The following is an 18,514-nucleotide window of genomic DNA, read 5'->3' on the forward strand; positions in this document are numbered from 1 at the left end:
GATTTCCCAATTAGTAAGACCCCTTGTAGACGACGAGGTAGATAGGTTCGGGGTGGAAGCGCGGCAACGTGTGCAGCTGACGAATACTAATCGGTCGAGGGCTTAACCAAACATCCCAAGAAAGTGAAGATAAGCGTTGCAGCTTATTCCGAATACTTTCTCGGGGCCCAAAGGACAAGAAGCAAAGTTGAAGTTGATTCGCATCCAGTTTTCAGGGATCAAGACCTGAACCGTTTTGCGTAAAGCAAAACATGTTTGGTGACGATGGCGGAGGGGAACCACGCGTACCCATCTCGAACACGACCGTTAAGTCCTCCAGCGCCGATGGTACTTAGACCGCAGGGTCTCGGGAGAGTAGGACGTTGCCAAGCAATTAAACAAAAAGCCTTTTCTGGACAATTTTCCAGAAGGGCTTTTTGCGTTATATTTGCTAATTTAACAAATAATATTGTAACAAGGACTCTTGCTTAGCTTACTTTGAACTTCTGCTTGACACTCAAAATGGCCTTTTGTTATAGTATCAGGAAAGCCTTGATGAAAACGGATTTGAAAACAAGAAGGAGGATCACTTTCGTGTGGGAAACAAAGTTTGCTAAGGAAGGACTTACATTTGACGACGTGTTGTTGGTGCCGCGGAAATCGGAGGTATTCGGTAAAGAAATTAGTGTAGCGACTACGCTGGGACCGAACTTAAAGCTTAATATTCCTTTCCTTAGCTCGGCCATGGATACGGTAACGGAGTCGGCATTAGCCATTGCGATCGCAAGAGAAGGCGGCATCGGGATCATTCACAAGAATATGACGATTGCCCAGCAAGCAGAGGAAGTCGACCGCGTGAAACGTTCAGAAAGCGGCGTTATCACCAATCCGTTTTCTTTAACGCCTGAGCACCACGTGTATGATGCCGAAGAACTAATGGCTAAATACCGGATCTCCGGTGTGCCTATTGTGGATGGCGACAACAAGCTTGTCGGTATTTTAACCAACCGAGATCTTCGCTTCGTTCATGATTACTCCATCAAAATTAAAGAAGTGATGACCCGCGAAGATTTGGTGACTGCTCCTGTAGGAACTACGCTTCAAGAAGCGGAATTCATTTTGCAAAAGCATAAAATTGAGAAGCTGCCATTAGTGGATGAATCCAAATCGCTAAAGGGTCTTATTACAATAAAAGATATTGAAAAAGCGATCCAGTTCCCGAATTCAGCTAAAGACCGCCACGGACGCTTGCTCGTAGGCGCAGCCGTCGGTGTATCCAAGGAAGCTTTGGAGAGAGCTGCGGCTCTGGTGGAAGCAGGGATCGATATGATCGTTGTCGATTCAGCGCACGGCCATCATATCAACATTCTCAATATGGTGAAAAAGCTGCGTGAACAGTATCCGGATCTGCCGATCTGTGCAGGTAACGTCGCCACCGGCGATGGTACTAGAGACCTAATCGAAGCAGGAGCCTCGATGGTGAAGGTTGGTATTGGTCCTGGCTCGATCTGTACGACACGTGTTATCGCCGGTATTGGGGTACCGCAAATTACGGCCATATTCGATTGTGCTTCTGTCGCTCGTCAATATAATGTTCCGATTATCGCAGACGGCGGCATTAAATACTCCGGTGACGTGTCCAAAGCGATTGCAGCAGGGGCCAGCGCTGTAATGATCGGAAGTCTTTTTGCAGGTACGGAAGAAAGCCCGGGAGAATCCGAGATCTACCAGGGCAGAAGATATAAAGTATATCGCGGTATGGGATCCTTGGGTGCGATGAAGGAAGGCAGCAAGGACAGATACTTCCAAGAGAACGAAAGCAAGCTTGTACCGGAAGGTATCGAGGGACGGGTCGCGTACAAAGGACCGCTCGCGGAAACGATCTATCAATTGGTTGGCGGATTAAGATCCGGTATGGGCTACTGTGGGGCCGAAACGATTCAATCGCTAATCAACGACACTCAATTTATCCGCATTACGGGTGCAGGTTTAAGAGAAAGTCATCCTCATGATGTACAGATTACTAAAGAAGCGCCTAACTATTCTCTATAAAAATGCTAGTTATAGATAAGGAGACAGGGACCGGGATCCCTGTCTTCTTTTTTTGCGGTGGGGGGTATGGTAGAATAAATAGGATATCAAAAACGGGAGTGTGGAGAAGTGAGACGTCTTTGGAAAGCTGGTAAGCTGATTATCGTATCATCCTTGTTGCTGCAACTATCCATTTTTTCAATACAAAATAATACTGCGCAAGCTGCAGCAGCAGACGCCACCAATCTGGGCCTGAATTCGAAGTCGGCGATTCTTATGGAGGCTTCGACAGGACAAGTCATGTACGAACTAAATGCAGATCAGCCCATGCCGCCGGCCAGTATGGCGAAGATGATGACAGAATATCTTGTATTGGATAGCGTCACGAATAAAAAAATAAATTGGACCGATAGTGTGCCGATTAGCGAATATTCGGCTTATCTATCAAATAACAAGCAGCTATCGGGCATTCCGAAAGCCAAAGGGGATCAGTATACGGCCCAGGATCTCTTTTATGCCGTGACGATTTATTCGGATAATGGAGCCGCTGTAGCGCTGGCAGAACAAATAGCCGGTTCGGAAGAGAAGTTTACGCAGATGATGAATGAGACTGCCGTTAAGATGGGATTGTCCAAAGAAGCGCATTTTATCAATACTTCCGGATTAGACCGATCGGACTTAAAACAGTATGCCCCGACTTCGATCGACGGTGAGACCATTTTTACCGCACGGGATAGTGCACTTATCGCTTACCATTTGATCAAAGAACATTCGGAAATATTGCAGTACTCAAGCATCGTTTCGAAAAAATTCCGGTCTACCGACGCTAACCCGATGATTAACTATGACTGGATGTTATCGGGCAATAAAGATAATCCTAACTTCAAGAAATATGTGTACGACGGTTTGGACGGGCTTAAAACAGGACATACCGATAGGGCGGGCTACTGCTTTACCGGAACTGCAGAACGTAACGGGCTTCGCTTAATTTCTGTGGTAATGAATGCGAACAGCCGAGAATCCAGCTTCCTCGACACAAGAAAAGTTCTTGATTATGGGTATACCAATTTTGAGAAGAAGGAAGTCGTGGCTGCCGGTACTGAAGTTGAGAGTTTAAAAACAGTTCCTTTCAAAAAAGGGGTCAACACGCAATTAACGCCTGTGACTAAAGAAGGCTTGACCCTTTTGGTTAAGAAAGGGGCGGCGGACAGCGAGTTTGTAAAAAAAGCCGAAGCTAACTCAGAGTTGGTTGCTCCGATTACCAAGGGACAGGAAGTTGGCACCATGACGGTAACCTATAACAACAAGTCTTATCCGGTGAAACTCGTTTCATCGACAGATGAAGTGAAGGGCAGCTGGATTCGGCTGTTGTTCCGGGCGATCGGTAGCTTTTTCAGCGATATGCTTAATAAAAATCAAAAATAACGCGTTCATACAAGCCGTGGTTGTATAATTATAGCGGTTCATGTAAAATATTTGTTTAGAGTTATTATCCAAAAAGCACGGATTGTCGAAATCTTCGGCGTTCGATTCAGGAGGTTGTGGAGAAATGGAAACCGGTACATCGCGTGTAAAAAGAGGTATGGCTGAAATGCAAAAAGGCGGCGTCATTATGGACGTTATGAACGCCGAGCAAGCTAAGATTGCGGAAGCGGCAGGAGCCGTAGCTGTAATGGCTTTGGAAAGAGTGCCTTCCGATATCCGCGCGGCTGGCGGAGTAGCCCGTATGGCTGATCCGACGGTTGTTGAGGAAGTAATGAAAGTTGTTTCTATTCCCGTTATGGCGAAAGCACGGATCGGTCATTTTGTAGAAGCCAAAATTTTGGAATCGTTGGGCGTTGACTACATCGATGAGAGCGAAGTACTTACCCCGGCTGATGAAGTATTCCATATCAATAAACATGATTTTACCGTTCCGTTTGTATGCGGAGCAAGAGATATCGGGGAAGCATTGCGCAGAATCGGCGAAGGCGCTTCTATGCTTCGCACCAAAGGCGAGCCGGGTACAGGCAACATCGTCGAGGCTGTACGCCATATGCGGATGATGATGTCGCAAATCCGCAAAGTGCAAAGCATGTCCAAGGATGAGCTGATGGCTGAAGCTAAGAACCTGGGAGCTCCATATGAGCTGCTGCTGCAAGTTCACGAAACAGGCAAGCTGCCGGTCGTTAACTTTGCTGCAGGCGGCGTAGCGACTCCGGCTGACGCTGCATTGATGATGCACCTTGGCTCGGACGGCGTATTTGTCGGCTCCGGTATTTTTAAATCGGATAGCCCGGAGAAGTTTGCTAAAGCAATTGTGGAAGCGACAACGCATTATACGGATTACGCTCATATTGCGGAAATTTCGAAAAACCTCGGAACGCCGATGAAAGGAATCGAAATCTCCAAGCTGGATGTTACACAGCGCATGCAAGAGCGCGGCTGGTAATCACAGAGAAGGAAGGTTTAGATTCATGAAGGTTGGCGTATTGGCACTGCAAGGTGCCGTAGCGGAGCATATCCGTTTGCTGGAGGCGGCGGGAGCTGAAGGCGTCGTTATCAAGAAGATCGAGCAGTTGTCGGATATTGACGGGATCGTTATTCCCGGAGGAGAAAGCACGACGATCGGCAAGCTGATGAGACGATATGGTTTTATCGATGCTTTGCGTGACTTCTCCGGGCAAGGGAAACCGTTGTTCGGCACCTGTGCGGGATTGATCGTATTGGCCAAAGAAATTGAAGGCCAGGAAGAAGCGCACCTGGGCTTAATGGATATCAAAGTGGCACGCAATGCGTTTGGCCGTCAGCGGGAAAGCTTTGAGACCGATCTGGCGATCAAAGGGATCGATGAGCACGTACGGGCTGTATTCATCCGCGCACCGTTGATTGAAGAAGTAAGAGACGGCGTAGAGGTTCTAGCCGTGTACAATGATGAGATCGTGGCTGCCCGCCAAGGTCACTTGCTCGCCGCTTCGTTTCATCCTGAGCTGACTGACGATCACCGGATGCACGCATACTTTATCGATATGATTCATCAAACCAAGTAATCAGGAACGTTTGGCACCTTATCCGTATAGGCATAGGGTGCTTTTCCGTAAAATTTTTTCCCTTGCAGGAGGGGTACCTTTGTTAGACGTAAAAGTGTTACGCAATGATTTTGACCGTGTAAAGCAAGCGATGGTCAATCGGGGAAAAAATCTTGAAGATATCGAGCGGTTTGTTGATTTGGATATTAAGCGCCGCGAGCTTCTTCAAGAAACAGAGCAGTTGAAGAATCGGCGGAACGTTGTAAGCCAGGAAGTAGCCGCTCTGAAAAAAGCGAAGCAAAATGCCGATGCCCTCATTGAGGAGATGAAAGGTGTCGGAGATCGAATTAAGCAGTTGGACGACGAAATTCGTCAACTGGAGGGCGAGCTGGATCATATTTTGCTTGCTGTGCCGAATATTCCTCATGAATCCGTACCCATCGGTAAGTCCGAAGACGAAAATGTAGAACTGCGCAGAATCGGCGAAGTGCCTGCTTTTTCTTTTGAACCTAAGGCACATTGGGAAATCGCTCAAGATCTAGGTATTCTCGATTTTGAAGCAGCGGCCAAGGTAACAGGTTCGCGGTTCGTGTTTTACAAAGGATTAGGGGCCCGGTTGGAGAGAGCGTTAATCAATTTCATGATGGACTTGCACAGCGATGAGCATGGGTATGAGGAAATGCTTCCGCCGTATATCGTCAACCGTGACAGCTTGACCGGAACCGGACAACTGCCGAAGTTCGAAGAAGATGTATTTAAGATCGGCGGTACCGACTACTTTCTGATTCCGACGGCAGAAGTGCCGGTTACGAATTATTACCGCGACGATATTTTGACGGTGGGCGATTTGCCGAAAAACTTCTCCGCTTACAGCGCCTGCTTCCGTTCTGAGGCCGGTTCGGCCGGCAGAGATACCCGCGGCTTGATCCGCCAGCATCAGTTCAACAAAATCGAATTGGTTAAGCTGGTGGCTCCTGAGACGTCTTATGACGAGCTGGAGAAGCTGACATCGGACGCGGAAAAGGTTCTGCAGCGGCTTCATCTGCCTTACCGTGTGCTTTCTCTGTGTACGGGAGATCTGGGCTTCTCGTCGGCCAAAACGTATGATCTTGAGGTATGGCTGCCTAGCAACGATACCTATCGGGAAATTTCGTCCTGCAGCAATTTTGAGGATTTCCAAGGCCGCCGCGCCAACATTCGTTTCCGCCGCGATGCCAAAGCGAAGCTGGAATTCGTGCACACCTTAAACGGATCAGGCTTAGCCGTTGGGCGCACGCTTGCAGCTATTCTTGAGAATTATCAGCAAGCCGACGGCAGCGTTGCGGTTCCAGAAGCGCTTCAACCGTACATGAACGGTCTGAAAGTCATTGCTGCGAAAAAGTAACGCTTGATATTGCGCTGATGAATATGTTACAATGCTTTTTGTCACGTAAAAGGGACGTTTCTAAGTACTGAAACCCCTTTACATGGAGAGGTGGTCGAGTGGTTTAAGGCAGCGGTCTTGAAAACCGCCGTAGTCGTGAGGCTACCGTGGGTTCGAATCCCACCCTCTCCGTAGATTTAGACAAGCTTCAAAGTGGGATTTGAACCCCAGGGTTCGTCGGAGCTTAAGCTTCGTTAGCATATGCTGCGCAGTCTCCCGAAGGGAGTATCCCACCCTCTCCGTAGATTTAGACAAGAAAACCCAAAGCCATGATGCTGCTGAATAAAGCAGTGACATGGCTTTTTTTACTGTATGCGGGAACTGTATAAAAGGGGGCGCACAGCCGTATGTTAAATACGTGGAGGTGTTAAGCGATGAGCAAATCCGACCAATTAACGCTTGACCAGAACCGTCTTGTCGAAGCATGGCAAAGAACATTGCCAGCTGTGCTAAATCAATCGGACAAAGGGGAAGTTTATGCCGATGAAGCGGATCCGAAATCGGTCCGCGTTCATATTTCCACAGCAGGGCATTCCATGTACAGCTTTGACTTTCACTGTACGTATGTGGACTCCAGAGAACTGCAGGTCACATTGGTTGATGTGGAAAGAGACGACCAGACGGTGGATGAAAGAACCGGCATCATCCAGACGATGGTTGAGGATTATGTGCGCCATATTCATGAGTGTGCGCAGCAGCTTCACGCACTAACAAGCGGCTCATAAGGAGGTGCCTTTTTTGACGAAAAACAAGAGCAATGTCGATAAAAACTTGCAGAATGTCGTGAAGGATTTGGACAAGCCTGTTGCAGGCAGCCATCATACACAGCAAGTGCAGCAGCAGACCAATGACAACAGGCATCAAGACGCTTTGAATCATGAAGGAACCGGGTACAATTCCGTATTAACGGATAAAGACGTATAAATCAAAGAGGAGTGATTTGGATGCCTAAAAACCAAGCACAGCCTGTCAATACACCCGGGGGAGGCGGAGATGGCCAACAGGCGCATCGCCAGCCTCAAGAGCCGTTATCGGGCTCTAAAAAGGTGAAGAATCGTAATCATTCAAACCGCCGTTACGGTGAAGGAAGCTAACCGACACTAATGCGGCTCATACATTCGGCCATTAGCGTGCGAGCCATGTCTTCGTTATAGGCATAGCCGTACAAGATGGCCTCATCTGCCAGATACTCGCACATTTCGTCAACGTCCGTTACCATCATAACGGTCAGCTCATCATAAAAGATGTAATATGTAGTTTGATTGTTACAATTCAACAAACTTCACCTCAAGCGTCATATTCAGCATTTTAGCCGTATTATAACACAACTAATATTACAGTGTTGTTACACATTAAAATAAAAGGGAATCCATGGATATCTAGGATTCCCTTTTTTTCGATGAATCATAATACGGTTTCATAAAGAGCGCCGTCAATGGTTTTCACAAATGGAGTGAGCTGATCTTCGTAATAAAGATAAAGCTGATGCATGGCTCTCGTACACGCGGTATAGAAAAGCTTTCGCTCAGCTTCATGCTTGTAGACACGATCAGAAGCATCATAAATGATAACGGCGTCAAACTCAAGACCTTTGGCCAAATAAGCTGGAAATAGCAGAGTTCCGCTAGTAAAGGTATGATCTTCACTTGTGACCAGACGCATTTCGGTATGCTGATTTAGAAGCTCGTATGCTTCTTTGCTTTCCAGTGCTGTTTTGCAAATGACCGCAATGGATTGCATGCCTTGGCTTTTTATCCTATCGATATCTTGTGCTATTTGCTGAACACGAAGATCGCGGCCAGTTGTCCGGAACACCTTCGGTTTCGCGCCGCTGCGGTTAAACGGTTCGATGGCTTCACCGCCAGGCAGCATCGCTTTCGTAAACTCGACAATTTCCTGAGTTGAGCGGTAGCTTTTCGTCAGACGTATGATCCGGGTGTCCGACTCCCCATAAAGATCAATGAGCGGCTGGTAGCTGCCCAAAGTAGCGGCATGAGCGTAAATCGATTGATTCAAATCGCCAAGCAACGTCATTTTACTGCGAGGGAACAGCCGTTTCAGGAACTCATATTGGAAAGGCGAGTAATCTTGAGCTTCATCAATCAGTACATGGCGAACTGTGTTTAATGTGTGAAAGCCTTGGATTATTTCGCTTAAAAACAGCATGGGCGTGGCGTCTTCATAAGCGAGCTGCTTTTGTTCCAAACGCTCAATCGTGTAACGGCAAATTTCCTGCCAGTGCTCCGGCTCGGACTGTCCCGAGGCGATTTTAGCGAACAAGTCGTTATTTGTGAACAATTGTTTGTAAGTAGCGGTGACATTGACGAACTGCAGTTTTTTTATTTTCTCCCGCAGCCGGTCAAACTTCTCCCGCACAATCATTTTGCTGAGCAGCTCCGTCTCTTTATCGTGGAAATCAAACGAATACTCCAAGTTCGGATCTTGCTTTCTCAGCTTCAGATACACTTTCTGGTATTGCTCCGTATCCAGCAGCTCGATTTCTTCACGCACCCAGTCCTCGGACCATTCCGCTTTCTCCATCTCTCTCAACTGTTTTAACAACCATTCCTTCACCAGCACAATACGGTTGCTGAGCCGAATGGACGGATCAAATTCATAGAAACGCTGGGCGATTTTCCGGCTGGATAGAAGAATGCGTCCCCGGAACGTTATATTTTTGAAAAGCAATCCTTCCCGCTCCAACAGCTCCTTATAACGGGAGATGACCTGAAAAAACTCAGCCGACGCCTTATAACGGATTCCGCTGATCCGGGCATCGTAACCTGGTTCCTGCTGTGACGTTAAAATATATTCAAGTTGGGTATAAGGGTCTTCCACTTGAAATAATGCGCCAAGTCTCAGGTTTAGATACTCCTGGTACGTCGTCTGCTGCATATTGGCTTCGCCAAGCTCGGGCAGAACGGTGGAAACATAACTGTTAAACAGCGCATTAGGCGAGAATAACACCATATTATCGGCGTTTAACGACTGCCGGTGCTTATACAGCTGATAGGCGACGCGCTGCAGCGCTACGGACGTCTTGCCGCTGCCTGCCGCGCCTTGCACGATAAGCAGTCGATGCTTGTCGTCGCGGATGATCTGGTTTTGTTCTTTTTGAATGGTGGCCACGATGCTTTTCATATGTTCGTCCGCGCTTTTGCCGAGAATCTGCTGCAGCACTTCATCGCCAATCGTAACGCCGGTATCAAACATATAACGCAGATTGCCATTGCGAATGATAAACTGCCGCTTCAGCGTCATTTCGCCTTTAATACTGCCCATAGGGGTCTCATATGCGGCCGGACCGGGCGCATAGTCGTAAAACAAGTTGGATATCGGCGCGCGCCAATCGTAAATCAGATATTGCTCGGACGGTTCTTTCATAAAAGAAGCGATGCCGATATAGAGGGGCTCTGACTGCTCAACTCCATCTTCGCGGAAATCGATTCTCGCAAAATAAGGAGCATCTTTCATGCGCTTCAGCCGATCTAGTGTTTCCTCGGCATGGTGCAGACCGCGTTCCTCTGTTTTCAAAACAAAGGTTTGCTGTTTAACCGCTGAGATTGTCTCCATAATGTCATCAATCTCATCGACATTGACGGTAATATCGCTCCAGAAGTTTTGGCGAATGTCTGTAACCGCCGATTTCCGCTCTTCGGTCACCTTTTCCATATGCCCGATGCGTTCGGTGATTTGCTCGATCACGTTGTCCATGCGGCTTTTTTCTGCGTCTAATTGCTGTTCGGGAACAGTCACTTGTGTAACCTCCTCTGTATGCTAATGAAAAAGGTATTGACAAAGTAGTCTTGTAGTGATAAAATCATTATGGATAGTTGTGAAATGTGATTATTATCTCGAAGTGAAAACCAGTGTTATTGTACCACACTTAACTAAATAGATTCAAGATCAAGACGGACGGCTCGCGTTTCGTTTTTTTTATTTTTTCTAGGTACTGTCGAATTGCGACAAACAAGATGCAGCTGCTCATGACATAGTCCATGACAGTATCTCTTTATTAGCTCGTTCCTATTAGTGCCGGATCAGCAAATACTGCAAAAGAGCCATCCCATAAGGGATGGCTTTAATTGATATTGTATATTCAATTAATCAATTAGGTTGGCCTTCCTCAACATCCGCTGAACGATGGCAGCCGTTTCCGCTCTTGTAATATCGCTCCCAGGCATTAATCCGGCATCGGAACCGCCCACGATTCCATTTTTCATTGCAGAAGCAACAGCAGGTTTAGCCCATGCACTTACTGCTTCGCCTCCTGAAACCGTGGATAATGTCGCTGCAATATCCGTTGTGCCAATAGCTGTGTCCAGTCCCGTCAACTTCATCGCCCGCATGATAAGAGCCATCGCTTCCTCGCGTGTGATGGCATTCGCAGGACGGAATGTCCCATCCTCATACCCATTGATGATATTGTATTCCTGTGCCTGTGACACAGCCCCTGCATACCATGCGCCGGATTGCACATCTGTGAATGCAGCAGTGCCTGCTGTATCGGATAATCCTAAAGCTCTCACAATAATAGCCGCGAACTCTGCGCGTGTCACCACTTTATCCGGGTCAAATTGCGTATCATTGACTCCGTTCACGATGGCCCGCGAAGCCAAATCATTGACCTCGTTTTTAGACCAATGCTTATCCACATCCGCGAACGTTATTGGATTCTTAATAAAAGCGAAAACACCATTCGTTAAACTATGGATGATCGCAAAATATTTCCCGTCTTTTAATCTCAAATACGTAGGTACATGGTGTATCGTTCCATCCTCATTCATCACAACAGCTGTTGTGATGTTATCCGGCTCTGTACCGTCGGGCAGCGGGATTTCCCATTTTATATATGAGGAGAACTTACTTACATTCTCTATATTTCCTTTGTATGCGGCAGTGATATGCAGATCAACTGGCTGCCCCACAAAGGTATAATGACGCTTACCTGCTCCAATTGCATTCCATTTGTCCCAGTTGAACGGGTTCTTCCCAATCCGTACCTGCACGATGATATCCTTTAATGTTTCCGTTCCAAACTGTGCAGCTAAACGATCGATTCCTATTTCTGTTGCGGGCAGACTGTAATTTCCATTAGGCGTGTGGGCTTGCCATACGACATGCTTTTTTTCCATCGCTTTCACTATATCCCCGGTCAGCAGCATGGATATGTTGTCCGCCCTGGAGGAGGTAAGCATACTGACTACCGATATACCTTCTGTTTTCTCTAGAAGAGCCTGCATCTGGGCAGCATCTATTGTTATCGTCAAATCATGCTCCCCTGTCATATGGGCTATCGCTATCTGAGAATAAGGCCGGTCATCGATCATCAGCTGAATATCGTCTTGCTCCTGTGGCTTCGTTTGATTTGACGCAGAGTTTGACGAAGTGGATCCAGAAAGTATTCTGTTGACTGTCACTACATAGGTGCTCGTCATACCGTTTTGGGCTGTGACCACGATCTCGATTGTATTTCTGCCCACATTCAAGATCACCTGATCGTTCGTAGCCTCCAAACCGTTTATGATGATTTTTGCCGAGGCGTTTGGCTCATATACCGCTGCCGTCACCGTTGTTGCGGCCAGACTGCTTAATACACTAGCGGTGTACGAAAAGACTCCTGGCTCAAATGTCGGGCTTAATGTCATTCCCGTTAAGTTCAAGTTTTTCAGACTCGTATCTCCACTAAGTGGCGTGGCTATAACTTCATTGGAGTACAGACTGTTTCCTCCTGTGCTGATTGCCATGACCGCGAAGTAATAACTTGTGCCATTTGTCAGACCTGATGCGACATAACTGTAGGTTGCACCACTTACCGTTCCAATAGGAGTTGCGTTGTAGAAGCGGGAAGCAGTTCCTCCGTACACATTATAGGAGACCGTTCCCTGCACACTTTGCCAGTTTAAAGTTGCCATTCCGTCACTGGCCACTACTGCGAGTCCGCCAGGAGCCGCCGGTGCTCTCGTAATCGTCACAGAATAGGTTTTAGTGGAACCGTCCTGCGCCATCACATCCACAACAATCGTATTGTCGCCCTCGTTCAGATTAATCGCTTCAGTCTCTTGACCGCTTGTAACAGCGGTGTTATTCACTTTTATGGCGGAATGGCTTTCATACACCCAGGCCGTCACTGTGACCGATCTGATGCTGTTAATAACTGTCCCTGTATAGCTGGTAGTATTAGTTGCAAAAACCGGACTCAGAAGCGTGTCCGAAATGATCAAGTTGTTCAAATCTGCGCTGCTGCTTGTCGTCCACTTAGCATACAACGTCGTATTTCCTGTAATTATCGATGCAAAAGTGAAAGCTTTCGTCAAATCTGTGTCCGTGTACCAGCCTGCAAACGTATAACCCGCCTTCGTCGGATCAGCAGGCGCCGCGGCTGTGCTGTTGTAACTCACCGCCAGACCGCTAATGGCCGTACCGCCATTGCTGTCGAACGTCACCGCGTAACTGTTCGTAGCCCACTTGGCATATAGTGTTGTATCCGCTGTGATCGCCGTAGTGAATAGGAAAGGCGTCGTCAGCGCTGCGTTCGTATACCAGCCTGCAAACGTGTAACCTGCCTTCGTCGGATCTGTCGGGATTGTGGCCATGCTATTGTAGCTCACTTCCAAATTGCTCACCGGCGAACCTTCGTTGCTGTCGAATGTCACATCATAACTGTCCGTCGTCCAGTTTGCATACAGCAAGGTATTCCCTGTAATCGCCGTCGTGAATATGAATGCTGTCGTCAGCCCTTCATCCGTGTACCAGCCTTCAAACGTATGGCCCGCCTTCGTCGGATTGGCAGGTGCTGTAGTTGTGCTATTGTAGCCCACCGCTAGACTGCCTACTGACGTACCGCCGTTGCTGTTGAACGTTACCGCGTAGCTGTCTGTCGCCCATTTCGCATACAAGGTTGTATCACCCGTAATCACCGTGGTAAAAGTGAATACTGTTGTTAACTCTGAATCCGTATACCAACCTCCGAACGTGTAGCCCGACTTTACCGGATCAGCAGGTGCTGTGACCGTACTGTTATAACTAATTGCAAGACTGCTTACTTCCGTACCGCCGTTGCTGTCGAATGACACCGCATAACTCTTCGCTGTCCAGTTCGCATACAGTGTTATATTCCCTGCAATCACCGTATTAAACGAAAAAGCGGTCGTTAAACCTGAATCCGTGTACCACCCTTCGAACGTATAACCTGTCTTCATCGGGTTGGCGGGTGCCGTGGCCGTGCTGTTGTAGCTCACCAACTGGCTGTCTACTGCCGTACCGTCGTTGCTGTCGAACGTCACGGTATAACTGTCCGTCGTCCACTTCGCATACAACGTCTTATCTCCTGTAATGGCCGTGGTGAATACAAAAAGCGTTGTCAGCTCTTCATCTGTGTACCAGCCTCCGAATGTGTAACCTGTCTTCACCGGATTGGCAGGTGCCATGACGGTATTGTTGTAGCTCACCTCTAGACTGCTCACTGCCGATCCTTCGTTGCTGTCGAACGTCACCGCGTAACTGTCCAACGTCCAGTTCGCATACAGCTCCTTATCTCCTGTAATCGCCGTCGTAAATGTGAAAGGTATCGTCAAGCCTGAGTCCGTGTACCAGCCTTCGAACGTATGGCCCGCCTTCGTCGGATTGTCAGGTGCCGCGGCCGTGCTGTTATAGCTCACCGTCAAACTGTCCACTGGCGTACCCTCGTTACTGTCGAATGTCACGGTGTAACTGTCCGCCGTCCAATTTGCATACAGCGTCGTATTCCCTGCAATCGCCGTTGTGAATACGAAAGGTATCGTCAAGCCTGAGTCCGTGTACCAGCCTTCAAACGTATGGCCCACCTTCGTCGGACTGGTAGGCGCAGTAGTCGTAGTGTTGTAGCTTACCGCCTGGCTGCTCACGGCCGTACCGCCGTTGCTGTTGAACGTCACGATGTAACTGTCCATCGTCCACTTCGCATACAGTACCATATTCCCTGTAATCGCCGTGCTGAATACGAAAGGTATCGTCAAATCTGAGTCCGTGTACCAGCCTTCAAATGTATGGTCCGCCTTCGTCGGATTGGCAGGTTCCGTAGCCGTGTCATTGTAGCTCACCAGCTGGCTATCTGCCGGCATACCGTCGTTGCGGTCGAACGTCACGGTGTAACTATCCGTCGTCCAGTTCGCATATAAAGCCATATTCCCTGTAATTGTCGCCGGGAATGTAAAAGCTGCCGTCAAACTTGCATCTGTGTACCAGCCTTCAAACGTATGGCCTGCCTTCGTCGGATTGGCAGGTGCTGCAGCTATGCTGCCGTAGCTCACCGCCAGGCTGCTTACAGACGTGCCTCCGTTACTATCGAATGTCACTGCGTAGCTGTTCTCGGCCCACACCGCATACAACGTCGTTTCCGCAGTGATCACCGTGGTGAATAGGAAGGGCATCGTCAATTCTTCGTCTGCATACCAGCCCCCGAATGTAAAACCTGTCTTCACTGGATCGGCCGGTGCCGTCGCCGTGCTGTTGTAGTTTACCAACAAATTGCTCACGGTCGTACCACCGTTACTATTAAACATTACCGTAATACTATTCGCTGTCCACTTGGCATACAGCGTCCTATTTCCAGTGATCGCCGTTGTGAATACGAAAGGTGTCGCCAACTCTGTATCCGTGTACCAGCCTCCGAACGTGTAGCCCGTTTTTGTTGGATTGGCAGGCGCTGCTGCTGTGCTGTTTTGACTTATGGTCTGGCTGCTCACGGCCGTACCGCCATTGCTGTTGAATGTTACCGTGTAATTCAGCACCCATTTGGCATACAACGTCGTATTCCCTGTGATCGCCGTTGTGAATACGAAGGAGGTCGTCAAACTTGTGTCCTTGTACCAACCAGCGAACGTATAGCCCGTCCTCGTCGGAGCGGTTGGCGTTGTAGCCGTGTTGTTGTAAGCAACCGTCTGGCTGCTCACGGCCGTACCGCCGTTGCTGCTGAACGTTACCGTGTAATTGTTTAACGTCCACTTGGCATACAGTGTTATATTCCCTGTGATCGCCGTTGTGAATACGAAGGAGGTCGTCAAACTTGTGTCCTTGTACCAACCAGCGAACGTATAGCCCGTCCTCGTCGGAGCGGTTGGCGTTGTAGCCGTGTTGTTGTAGGCAACCGTCTGGCTGCTCACAGCCGTACCGCTATTGCTGTTGAACGTTACCGTGTAATTGTTTAACGTCCACTTGGCATACAGCGTTATATTCCCTGTGATCGCCGTGGTGAATACGAAAGAGGTCGTCAAACTTGTGTCCTTGTACCAACCAGCGAACGTATAGCCCGTCCTCGTGGGAGCGGTTGGCGTTGTAGCCGTATTGTTGTAGCCTACCGCCTGGCTGCTCACGGCCGTACCACCGTTGCTGCTGAACGTTACCGTGTAATTGTTCAACGTCCACTTCGCATACAGCGTTGTATTCCCCGTAATCGCCGTGGTGAACGTGAAAGCTGTCGTCAAGCTCGTTTCCTTATACCAACCAGCGAACGTATAGCCCGTCCTCGTGGGAGCGGTTGGCGTTGTAGCCGTATTGTTGTAGCCCACCGATTGGCTAGTCACGGTCGTGCCGCCATTGCTGTTAAACGTTACCGTGTAATTGTTTAACGTCCACTTGGCATACAGCGTTGTGTTCCCTGTAATCGCCGTGGTGAATGTAAAAGCTGTCGTCAAATTCGCATCCTTGTACCAACCAGCGAACGTATAGCCCGTCCTCGTCGGAGCCATTGGCGTCGTTGCTGTGTTGTTGTAGCCTACTGTCTGGCTGCTTACGGCCGTACCGCCGTTGCTGCTGAATGTTACCGTGTAATTGTTCAACGTCCACTTGGCATATAACGTCGTATTCCCCGTGATCGCTGTGGTGAACGTGAAAGCTGTCGTCAAGCTTGTATCTTTGTACCAGCCTCCGAACGTATAGCCGGTCCTTGTGGGAGCGGTTGGCGTTGTAGCCGTATTGTTGTAGCCTACCGACTGGCTGCTTACGGCCGTACCGCCGTTGCTGTTGAACATTACCGTGTAGTTGTTTAACGTCCACTTGGCATACAGCGTTGTATTCCCTGTAATCGCCGTGTTGAATGCGTATGCGGTCGTCAAACTCGAATCCTTGTACCACCCTCCGAACGTGTAGCCCGTCCTCGTCGGATCGGCAGGTTTTATCGGAATGCCCTCGTAGCCTACCGACTGGCTGCTCACAGCCGTACCGCCATTGCTGCTGAACGTTACCGTGTAATTGATCAGCGTCCACTTCGCATACAGTGTTATATTCCCTGTGATCGCAGTGCCGAATGAGAAGGCTTTCGTTAAACCTTCGTCCGTGTACCACCCTCCGAATGTGTAGCCCGTTCTCGTCGGATTGGCAGGTGTTGTCGCTTTATCGTTATACACCACTTGCTGGCTGTCAACCGCGGAACCGCCATTACTGATAAAGTCAACTGAGAATTTCCCCTTTTGAACGTTGGCTATACTGATGTTGTCCAGCTTAAATCTGGATGGGTCCGAATTATCCGAAAATATCCATAATATCGTAATACGTCGTACATCATTTTTCTGAAACAGTTTATTTGAATTAAGTAACGTTGAAAGTTTAACTGTACTTGTCCCAATATTGGACCAGTTGCCCCCAGAACCATAATTATTCATAAATGTCATATTGCCTTTTGAATCGTAAAAGGTGATATGAAATAAATTAAAACTCACCCCCTTGCTTACAGTAGTGCTGAAGCCTAAATCCTGAAATGTAAAGCTTCCGAGTGCGGAAGTCCCTTCTGCAGTGAGTTCCATGTACCCGGGATTACTCCCATCCACTTGCGCTTTTGGCCATAAACTCGTTCCGTTTTTCACAAGATCTTTGGACACAAGAAATTTGTCGCCTGACTTATTGTACTTATCGTCATAAGACGTCAAGGTACCGCCGAAATCATAAGTACCGTCTGTTACCCCCGTAGCTACCGCATCCGCTGTGCCCGAAGCAATGGGAAAATATACCAAAACCGCCAATAGGAGCAGACAAATGAATCTCATCTTTGCCCGTATTGTGGACCTCACCGAAGTGCCCGTTCTATCATCCATTGTTGAACCTCCCCTTTATCATAAAAGCTGTTCCAGACCTATTTGGAAGGAGGTTGGCTGCTGTTCTGCAATTCCATTGGCAGCACCACATAAGGATTCACCAACGTTCCATCTCCTCGCCGCTGAGTACATAAAGGCCGCTTGTACAAGTGAAGGCCACACCTCCATCCATAAATCTGCATAAAGAAGTACCGGCAAAACGAGTTTTTACATAGCGTTTTCCCCAAAGTTGTTCGATTACAACAATGGAATTTTCTTCGATTGAGTGTAACAGAGGGCTAATGAAAGAATTCTGAAAGAATATTCCAGCGGCCTCGTAAAATAGCCGACCAAGATAGGAACAATCTATGCAATGAAGCGATAGTGAATGGCTGACGATGGAGTCGCTGCAGGTAAAATGAAACGGCCCCAGTCCCTTGGAATTCAGGACGAAGGCCGTTAACAGGTTTTGGGCACAAAAAAAATTGCGGTCAAATGACCGCAATCCTTTGGTTTTACTAGGACGTGTCTGAAAACTAAAGAAAAATGTGGTATGATTTGAGAAAAACGAATGGAGCATCGAACATGATTCCAAGACGATACGAAATAAACGATGAACAGTGGGAACAAATTAAGGACATGTTCCCGCCCTATCAAACAGGACGTCCGTCAAAATTAGGCAATCGTACGATGTTTAATGCCATTCTTTGGATCGCCCGAAGTGGTGCCGCTTGGCGGGATTTGCCGGAAGAACGTTATGGTTCGTGGAAAACGGTCTACAGTCGCTTCTGCTTATGGAGAGATACCGGATTACTTGTTTCCATCTTCCAAGCCCTTCACGTGGAACCTGACTTTGAAAACTTGAGCATCGATTCTACATCGGTCAAAGCTCATCAACACAGTGCCGGTGCTAAAAAAACGCAGCAGGACACGAAGTAAATCAGCACATCGGCGTCAGTCGTGGCGGAAAGACAACCAAACTCCATACCGTCGTCGATGGATTAGGGAATCCCCTTGCTTTTCTT

11 protein-coding genes, 1 tRNA gene, 2 rRNA genes and 1 pseudogene are annotated in these 18,514 nt (G+C 48.2%); 12 read left to right on the forward strand and 3 right to left on the reverse strand.

Features of this window, described 5'->3' with window-relative positions; translation table 11 throughout:
- From EYB31_RS39520 to EYB31_RS39570, 11 genes are all read left to right on the forward strand, one after another.
- A 23S ribosomal RNA gene (locus EYB31_RS39520) occupies positions 1 to 110 on the forward strand; the annotation flags it as partial.
- Between the two features lie 144 nt (positions 111 to 254).
- Positions 255 to 371 (forward strand): 5S ribosomal RNA (gene rrf, locus EYB31_RS39525).
- A gap of 202 nt (positions 372 to 573) precedes the next feature.
- Entirely contained in the window at positions 574 to 2,031 is a 1,458-nt protein-coding gene (gene guaB, locus EYB31_RS39530) for an IMP dehydrogenase (RefSeq protein ID WP_131019084.1), read from the forward strand.
- A 108-nt stretch (positions 2,032 to 2,139) separates the two neighbouring features.
- The gene (locus EYB31_RS39535) at positions 2,140 to 3,435 is read left to right on the forward strand and encodes a D-alanyl-D-alanine carboxypeptidase family protein (protein WP_240763229.1); all 1,296 of its coding nucleotides are present in this window, start codon (positions 2,140 to 2,142) and stop codon (positions 3,433 to 3,435) included.
- Between the two features lie 124 nt (positions 3,436 to 3,559).
- Entirely contained in the window at positions 3,560 to 4,441 is an 882-nt protein-coding gene (gene pdxS / locus EYB31_RS39540; protein ID WP_131019085.1) for a pyridoxal 5'-phosphate synthase lyase subunit PdxS, read from the forward strand.
- Positions 4,442 to 4,466: 25 nt separating this feature from the next.
- Positions 4,467 to 5,039: a pyridoxal 5'-phosphate synthase glutaminase subunit PdxT gene (gene pdxT, locus EYB31_RS39545; RefSeq protein ID WP_131019086.1), complete on the forward strand. Its 573-nt coding sequence runs from the start codon at positions 4,467 to 4,469 to the stop codon at positions 5,037 to 5,039.
- Between the two features lie 79 nt (positions 5,040 to 5,118).
- Complete coding sequence (serS, locus tag EYB31_RS39550; RefSeq protein WP_131019087.1) at positions 5,119 to 6,402, forward strand: serine--tRNA ligase; 1,284 nt, start codon at positions 5,119 to 5,121, stop codon at positions 6,400 to 6,402.
- A gap of 84 nt (positions 6,403 to 6,486) precedes the next feature.
- A tRNA-Ser gene (locus EYB31_RS39555) sits at positions 6,487 to 6,573 on the forward strand.
- Positions 6,574 to 6,815: 242 nt separating this feature from the next.
- Positions 6,816 to 7,166, forward strand: coding sequence for a hypothetical protein (locus EYB31_RS39560; protein WP_131019088.1), 351 nt, complete (start codon positions 6,816 to 6,818; stop codon positions 7,164 to 7,166).
- Positions 7,167 to 7,179: 13 nt separating this feature from the next.
- A complete protein-coding gene (locus EYB31_RS39565) occupies positions 7,180 to 7,365 on the forward strand; it encodes a hypothetical protein (protein ID WP_131019089.1) in 186 nt (61 codons plus the stop codon).
- 20 nt (positions 7,366 to 7,385) lie between these two features.
- On the forward strand, positions 7,386 to 7,535 hold the full coding sequence (locus EYB31_RS39570) for a small acid-soluble spore protein P (protein ID WP_131019090.1): 150 nt from the start codon (positions 7,386 to 7,388) through the stop codon (positions 7,533 to 7,535).
- On the opposite strand, the gene EYB31_RS39575 is transcribed toward EYB31_RS39570, so the two are convergent.
- From EYB31_RS39575 to EYB31_RS39585, 3 genes are all read right to left on the reverse strand, one after another.
- Positions 7,532 to 7,717, reverse strand: coding sequence for a hypothetical protein (locus tag EYB31_RS39575; RefSeq protein ID WP_131019091.1), 186 nt, complete (start codon positions 7,715 to 7,717; stop codon positions 7,532 to 7,534). The genes EYB31_RS39570 and EYB31_RS39575 overlap by 4 nt on opposite strands.
- A 128-nt stretch (positions 7,718 to 7,845) precedes the next feature.
- Positions 7,846 to 10,197 (reverse strand): RNA polymerase recycling motor HelD, encoded by a 2,352-nt coding sequence (helD, locus tag EYB31_RS39580; protein WP_131019092.1) that lies wholly within the window; start codon positions 10,195 to 10,197, stop codon positions 7,846 to 7,848.
- A 347-nt stretch (positions 10,198 to 10,544) separates the two neighbouring features.
- The gene (locus EYB31_RS39585) at positions 10,545 to 17,510 is read right to left on the reverse strand and encodes an InlB B-repeat-containing protein (RefSeq protein WP_131019093.1); all 6,966 of its coding nucleotides are present in this window, start codon (positions 17,508 to 17,510) and stop codon (positions 10,545 to 10,547) included.
- Between the two features lie 564 nt (positions 17,511 to 18,074).
- On the opposite strand from EYB31_RS39585, the pseudogene EYB31_RS39590 reads away from it, so the two are divergent.
- A pseudogene (locus EYB31_RS39590) lies at positions 18,075 to 18,514 on the forward strand (IS5 family transposase); the annotation flags it as partial.

Source organism: Paenibacillus thalictri, assembly GCF_004307995.1.
GTDB lineage: Bacteria > Bacillota > Bacilli > Paenibacillales > NBRC-103111 > Paenibacillus_AF > Paenibacillus_AF thalictri.

What these genes read in the sequence shown, in the direction of transcription:
- pdxT (WP_131019086.1), top strand. Translation starts at nt 4,467, where the DNA reads ATGAAGGTTGGCGTATTGGCACTGCAAGGTGCCGTAGCGGAGCATATC.
- EYB31_RS39570 (WP_131019090.1), top strand. Translation starts at nt 7,386, where the DNA reads ATGCCTAAAAACCAAGCACAGCCTGTCAATACACCCGGGGGAGGCGGA.
- pdxS (WP_131019085.1), top strand. Translation starts at nt 3,560, where the DNA reads ATGGAAACCGGTACATCGCGTGTAAAAAGAGGTATGGCTGAAATGCAA.
- EYB31_RS39560 (WP_131019088.1), top strand. Translation starts at nt 6,816, where the DNA reads ATGAGCAAATCCGACCAATTAACGCTTGACCAGAACCGTCTTGTCGAA.
- EYB31_RS39585 (WP_131019093.1), bottom strand. Translation starts at nt 17,510, where the DNA reads ATGGATGATAGAACGGGCACTTCGGTGAGGTCCACAATACGGGCAAAG.